Annotated in this window: 4 protein-coding genes and 1 pseudogene; 1 reads left to right on the top strand and 4 read right to left on the bottom strand. The window is 37.7% G+C overall.

From position 1 onward, the window contains the following. Positions 1-183: 183 nt before the first annotated feature. A complete protein-coding gene (locus ACE1AT_RS25820; RefSeq protein WP_374873602.1) occupies positions 184-2589 on the bottom strand; it encodes a hypothetical protein in 2406 nt (801 codons plus the stop codon). Between the two features lie 165 nt (positions 2590-2754). Between ACE1AT_RS25820 and bcp the strand changes: the two genes are divergently transcribed. Beyond that, positions 2755-3246, top strand: a complete 492-nt coding sequence (bcp, locus tag ACE1AT_RS25815) for a thioredoxin-dependent thiol peroxidase (protein WP_374873600.1) — start codon at positions 2755-2757, stop codon at positions 3244-3246. 41 nt (positions 3247-3287) lie between these two features. Here bcp and ACE1AT_RS25810 read toward each other — a convergent pair whose 3' ends face one another. From ACE1AT_RS25810 to ACE1AT_RS25800, 3 genes and pseudogenes are all read right to left on the bottom strand, one after another. Further along, positions 3288-4397 carry a saccharopine dehydrogenase family protein gene (locus ACE1AT_RS25810; protein WP_374873598.1) on the bottom strand — a complete coding sequence of 370 codons (1110 nt, stop codon included), beginning with the start codon at positions 4395-4397 and terminating at the stop codon, positions 3288-3290. Between the two features lie 308 nt (positions 4398-4705). Next, on the bottom strand, positions 4706-6436 hold the full coding sequence (gene crtO, locus ACE1AT_RS25805; RefSeq protein ID WP_374873604.1) for a beta-carotene ketolase CrtO: 1731 nt from the start codon (positions 6434-6436) through the stop codon (positions 4706-4708). A 267-nt stretch (positions 6437-6703) separates the two neighbouring features. Next, a pseudogene (locus ACE1AT_RS25800) lies at positions 6704-6950 on the bottom strand (photosystem II D2 protein (photosystem q(a) protein)); the annotation flags it as partial.

The following is a 6950-nucleotide window of genomic DNA, read 5'->3' as shown; positions in this document are numbered from 1 at the left end:
AAAGACACAAAGACACAAAGACACAAAGACACAAAGACACAAAGACACAAAGACACAAAGACACAAAGACACAAAGACACAAAGACACAAAGACACAAAGACACAAAGACACAAAGACACAAAGACACAAAGACACTAAGAAATTTTCATTTTCCAGATTTACACTTTGAAAGGGCTGGATTTTCACTCTAGAGGTACTTCATACCTAGTTAATGGAAAAGGTTCTAGCAACTCACCTTTGTGTAAACTCTCTAATCGCCACCAGAGAGTTTGCACAGCTATTTGTTTACCATCTACTACTTCAAAAGTGATTTCGCCGATATTATTTACTCCCACAACCGCTTTTCCAGCACCCCATTTACCCAAATAATCACGATGATTTTTAGCCATAGCTAAATATTTTTCTAAAGGTAGTTTGCGGTCTTGTCCTGGCAAGGGAGCAGTTAGAGATTGGGGTTGGACTAAATTATTATCTTCCGGTTCCCGTACTTTTTCATCTTTACCTAAAACAAAATTAATTGTATACCGCCATTCCGGTTTTTTTATAACTTGTAATTCTTTATGCCAACCCCGTTCTTGAATTAAATCTATTGTGGCAGGATTAGTTTTAAGAGTCCAAGGAATGCATTGCGGTACGTGATCAACATAAACATGCATCACACCAATTTCTAATTCTTGTTCGTCTTGATTTTCCCACCCTAAAATTTCTGCTTTGGGCAAATAGTTGATTTTTTCAATTGGAACAAAACCTTTTTTATGTAATGAATGACTTCCACCTGTACCACTAACTTCATTCTTAAAAGAACTACTAGTAAATTGAATAGCAATCAGTTCAGTATTGATATTTTCTGAATGTTCAAATGGACGGCTGGCTGTATATTTCAGGCAAGATGTAAAACTATAGTGGACATCACCAGATAAGGTAATTACACGACTTTGTTTTGCTGGCAATGCTCGTAATGCCAAACAAGAAAGTAATCTTTCAAATGCTGTTGTTTCTAAACCCCAAGCTTCCGGATCAAAACCCCAAGCTGCACTACCAAATTTTTCTGCAAAAGCTTTAGCTGTCTTTTGAATTGCTTCTAAAAAAGGTACACCAACTACAGGCCCTGGTGAAATTACAAACGTCACCTTAGCATTTTTATGATGAACTACTTTTGTTATTTGCTGATCACAAGCTTCTTGACTTAACAGTGCTGGAAAATCAAAATCTTTACCTGGAAATGCTCGCCAAGTACGAGTATCAAGTACTATGACTTCATATTCTGGCCCTGTAACAGTGTAATGCCATTTGAAAGAATCATCTGTGTGAAGTATTTGTCTGGGGTGACTATTTCTAATATCTGCAAGCGATGGTAAACCAATTCGGCGAATAATTTCCTCTTCGTATTTTGGGTTTTGTCCCTGGAAAGCAAACCAGCCAACAGCAGCTTTGAGTAATGCTTCTCCTGGTTTACCATCTATAAATTCGTCTGGTGTATTTCCCCAAGCTTGACAGATTGCGTATGCGAGTAAGCCATTTTGAAGGATACGTCTACCCAAAGGTTTACTTAGGACGCGATCGCACCACGCCATGTTTAAATACCAATCATCGGTAATTTCATGATCGTCAAAGATCATATAGGTGGGAATATTAGCTAAGGCGCGTCTAACTTGTTTGAGTGTTGTCTGAAAGTTTTTTAAATCCTCAAGTTCTTCTACAAAAAAATCTTCACTACTCGCAAGTGAGGATAAATTCTGATTCACATCAGCAAATGTCGGTAAATCTTCAGGCTTGGGCCATAACACATCACACCAAGCGAATAAATACATGGTACAAAAATCACTGAATGTGAATAAATGACTTTTGGCAATATTAGCAATTTTGTTCAGTTTAGTAATACTTGCTGTTAAACCAGCAGTGTAAGTTGCTAAATTATTACGTTGACCAGCCTGTAATTCTTTAATATCTGTGACATCTGGTAATTTTTCTGACCATCCTAATAATGTTTCGCCTGCATCTATTAACATGAAAAGTAAAGCATCGGCGACATCATCTGCATAGATTTGGTCGCCTGTAAGAAAAAGTTGGTGTGGTCTTTTTTTCGGATCTTGTACTAATGCTTCTTTAATCATCTTGTCTAAAGCTGTGAATGCATCCCAGCTTTCACCATGTGGTTTGCGACAAGAACCATGAACAAGACGTAAATCTTTTAAGTCATGAGGTACAAGCCCGAAACTGGGCAAATCATAGGGAGGATATATAATTTCTGTAATCGAACCTTCTGTATTTAATATATTAAAACTACTTAAATTTTCTTCGTTGCCAAAGTCTAAATCATAGAGATAATTTTCACCATATTGAAGTATATTTTCATTTGTTCTAGCAGTAACAGCAACTATATATAAATTCATACCTAATTTAATGGTTACTCTGCTGCCTATTAGTAATAATTTTTTATTCGTATCCAATATTTTGAGAGTCACAATTCGGCTTTCTTTCAAAGCTACCCACACAGTTACAGAATTTGGTGCAGTATGTCGCAAAATCGGTCCTGCGAGAACAAGTGGTAATTGAGTAATGCGTTCTCTTAATGATGTCCATGTCATGTAATTTGTACCATTAATTATACAATTTGTATTTAATAGTTAATTATGTTAATACTTATAAAACCTTTTTTAGGAATCAATGCTATTTTTAGGAAAATTTTAATTAGCGATCGCATTGAGTTCAGCAGATGATATTATTGTCTCTGCTGAATTTAATATAAATTAATGACTCCACTCAAAAATCTTCCCCAGGCTGGAGAAAAAGTACCTGACTTCACTCTTCCTAATCAAGATGGTAATATAATTAGTCTGAGTGATTTTCAATCAAGCTGGCTAATTTTGTATTTTTACCCCAAAGATGATACACCTGGTTGTACAACTGAAGCCAGAGAATTTACTGATTTATCTCATGAATTTAGTGTCTTGGGAGCTAAAATTGTTGGCGTTAGTCCTGATACTGAAAAATCTCATTGCAAATTTATTCAAAAACACAATTTGTCCATTCAATTATTAAGTGATCCTGAACATCAGGTATGTGAAACTTATGGTGTGTGGCAACTTAAAAAATTCATGGGTAAAGAATACATGGGTGTGGTACGGTCAACTTTTTTGATCGCACCTGATGGTAAATTAGCTCATGTTTGGTCGAATGTGAAAGTAAAAAATCACGTTCAAGCGGTACTAGCTAAATTACAAGAATTATTTCATGGTTCGTAGTAAGCACTTTAGTGCTTAAAAAATCAGGACTAAAGTCATTACTACGAACTACTAACCTTCACAGCCCAATTACTATCAATTGTCATCCCTCGACTTTGCATTGCTTGGGTAAATAAATCAGTTGATAGTGCTTCTTCAACAGGCCAAACTCCTGGTTTTTTGAGTTTACCTTCTAATAAAAATTGAACAATACTACCTGTACCACAACCAGCAGAGTTAGCTGTATTTTCATAAGTTAAAGTAGAGCAATAAACAGCTTGTTGAGCATTTTTTTGTCCAGTTACTTCTGAACGAACTGCTACCCCGATACCAGTAAATTGATCAGTAAAATCGGTCATTGTATGGCTGACATGAGATAAAAATTCTACACCATTAGGGTTTTTTATCCATGATTTAGGAAAGACATGGGCTGCAATCCAAGTCAAATGGTTATAAAAATCAGGAACAGAACCAAATTTAGTAATTACAGTTTTGACTGCTGGAAAAGCATGGGGTAAAGTAAAAGTTTCTGGCATATCAAACCAGTAAACACCACTGCGTCCGTAGGGAGATGGAAAGTCAACAGTTTCTCTTTCACTATAAGGTTTTACTGTTTGCCATTTACCATCTATCCACGCTTCAAAAGGATTTTGTAAACCGAGAAATGTGGTTCGCATTACAGTTATCCCAGCACCACCAGAACCAGATACTAAATAACTCAAGTGTATTTTTTCTGGTACATCAAATTGTTCGACATCATGACGCACCATACTATTAGAAATACCTGGGAAAATGCCAGTATTAATTATCGCTGTCACACCAGCAGCTATAGCTTCTTCATGATATTGTAAGGCTTTACTAGTAAAAGAACGATGGTCGCTCACATCTACATAATTAACACCCTGTTCAATACAGATTTTTAGCACGTTTGCATCTCGAAAGTGAAACGGGCCAGCACAATGAACTACTACATTAACAGAAGCGATCGCCTCCCGCAATTTCTCCACCTCTGCCAAGTCCAACACCATGTATTGCAAAGATATATTTAGTTGCGTTTGTACAGGTGTACGTCCAGTGATAATAATTTCTGCTTGTGTGTGGGTAAGCAAATCCTGGGCAACACTACCACCGATGCGTCCCCTTCCGCCAAGAATTAAAACCCGATCTGTCATTGCTCACAATATTGGCAACAGCAACTTTATTACATCAATTTTTAGTTATGATTGTCATCACTAATAGGTATGACATTTATGAGTGAGAAGGTAGAATTTTTATGAATTTTCAATAGATGTCAATACTGCTCAGTTCAGGATTTTTCGTCATAATTTCGGGTATGTAGAGACGCGATATATCGCGTCTCTACAGGGTTTAAACGTCAATAAATTTGTCTTATGCGAGCAGTATTGATAGGAATCCTATTTGATTTGTGAGAATCGCAAACCCCAGATCCCCGACTTCTTAGATAAGTCGGGGATCTCGCTTACTTATTAATCCCAAACACCGAGCCAACCGTGGATTTAATCGAACCCCAGCCATCTTTGAAAGTTTGAGCGATCGGATGCTTAGATTGTAAAAATACCCGCGCGCAGTTGCGTCCCGGCATTCCGGAAATAGAACCACCGGGGTGAGTTCCCGCACCAGTTAAGAATAAATTCTCAATTGGTGTTTTGTAGTTTGCTATTTCCGGTAGAGGACGGAAAAACACCATTTGATCAAGTGTCATATCAACGTGGTAATAATTCCCTTTGTAAGCACCCAATCTTTCACCCAATTCTGCTGGACTTTCGACACGACGGGCAATAGTAGCACTTTTCACATTTGGTGCATAGTCTGCTAACTTGTCTATTACCTTGTCTGCAACTTGATTTTTTAGTTCATCTGTCCAACCAGTACCATTCAAACCAGTACCTTCTGCACCCGCAATTTGATAGGGGGCAAAAAATTCAATCCATGCAGTATGTTTCCCTGGTGGCGCCATTGATGGATCTAGCATTGTTGGCACTACTAAATACATTGATGGATCAGAGTCAGGAATTTCTCCCAAGGTACATTTACTATGGGCTTGTTCCACATGGGAAATTGAATCTGCAATTAACACAGAACCAATTAGATATTCATCTTTATGTTGATGATGTTCAAACCGTAATGGTTCGTTTAGTGCCAAGTCAATCTTGAGGATAGTTTCATTGTTGTTAACAATGCGCCGTTCTAATCTTTCTCGTAAATCCGCATCAGCAGCATCTACATCACTTGCATCCATCAATTGTAAAAATACTCGCTTGGCATCAATATTAGAAATAACCCCGTGTTTAGCGCGATATACTGTACCATTTCCTACCTCTACACCTACAGCACAACCATCATCAATCAAGACTTTCTTAACATGCTGCTCGGTGAGGATCACACCACCTAAACTTCTGACCAAGTTTACTAAAGCTTGCACCAAAGCACCCGTACCACCGCGAGGTCTGGCCATACCAGGGTTATGACGCATTGCCATCATAATAGCCCCAATCGCAATGGTTTTTTGTGAAGGCGGCGCACCAAGTTCAGAAGCAAGTCTTGCTAGTGGTGCTTTGAGAAATTCTTCATCAAACCACTCATTGAGAATATCCTCAGCACTGGTTAACATATTGCGAATAAAGTCCAGCGTTTTATTTGGAGAACCAATTACTGAGAATAAATCTTTCATTTTGGTAACGTCGTAGTTACCCAAAATATCAAGAATTGACTTTGGCGGTGCATTAAACATCGGAATCATTGCACCTATTGCCCGTTGCCAATATTCTGTATATTCTTTATATTTCTTGGCATCACGTTCGTTGTAACGGGCAATTTCCGCACAAGTTCTGTCTAGAGATTTATGACCTAAAAAATATTTGCCATCGGGATGAGGACAAAATACCACTGGATCACATTCTAAATACTCCAAACCATATTTTTTTAGTTCTAATTCTTCTACTACTGGCCCAAGATGAATAAATTCATGGTCAATAGCACATAGGTTAAATTTGAATCCTGGTGCTTCTTGTGGTAAGCATTCTTCTGTAGTTGCTGCGCCTCCTGGAACAGAACGTTTTTCGAGTAACAGAACACTATACCCTGCTTTTAATAAATAGGCAGCACAAACCAGCCCATTGTGTCCCGCACCAATAATAACTACATCGTACTCTTGCATAGTGATAATTTTAGAAATAGATGTCTTCTCAATGTTAGAAATACGTTAAAAATAGTACATCAATCATCAGTCAGAGAAACTAATATTTTTCTCAAAATCGATAGACATATAAATTTTGGTAGTTCTTAAAAAAGATTACTAAATATAGACAAAAAAATAAATTTTGATTTTGATAATTATCGCCCAAGAAAATCTATCGGTGTTCAATTGATAAAATCTTATATTTGCCTTGTAAATTCAAAATAAAACCCCACCCTTACCGGGTGAGGAAAATTCTTAAATTATGCACACACGTTGAGATTACAGAGCATTACCACGAGGTAATACTTCCTCAGGGAATACAAATTTCTCGTGTGGCTGATCTTGAGGAGCCATCCAAGCGCGGATACCCTCGTTCAGCAAAATGTTTTTGGTATAGAAAGTTTCAAATTCGGGGTCTTCAGCAGCCCGCAATTCTTGAGATACGAAGTCGTAAGCCCGCAGGTTTAATGCCAAGCCCACAATTCCAATCGCACTCATCCACAGACCAGTGACTGGTACAAACAAC

Source organism: Pelatocladus sp. BLCC-F211 (assembly GCF_041928655.1).
Classification (GTDB): Bacteria; Cyanobacteriota; Cyanobacteriia; order Cyanobacteriales; family Nostocaceae; genus Pelatocladus.
Note: the sequence above shows the minus strand (reverse complement) of the source record. Positions and strands in the feature narration are given on the sequence as shown.

Bases quoted from the DNA above. Each gene is read 5' to 3' on its own strand.
- ACE1AT_RS25820 (WP_374873602.1), bottom strand. From the start codon at position 2,589: ATGACATGGACATCATTAAGAGAACGCATTACTCAATTACCACTTGTT.
- bcp (WP_374873600.1), top strand. From the start codon at position 2,755: ATGACTCCACTCAAAAATCTTCCCCAGGCTGGAGAAAAAGTACCTGAC.
- ACE1AT_RS25810 (WP_374873598.1), bottom strand. From the start codon at position 4,397: ATGACAGATCGGGTTTTAATTCTTGGCGGAAGGGGACGCATCGGTGGT.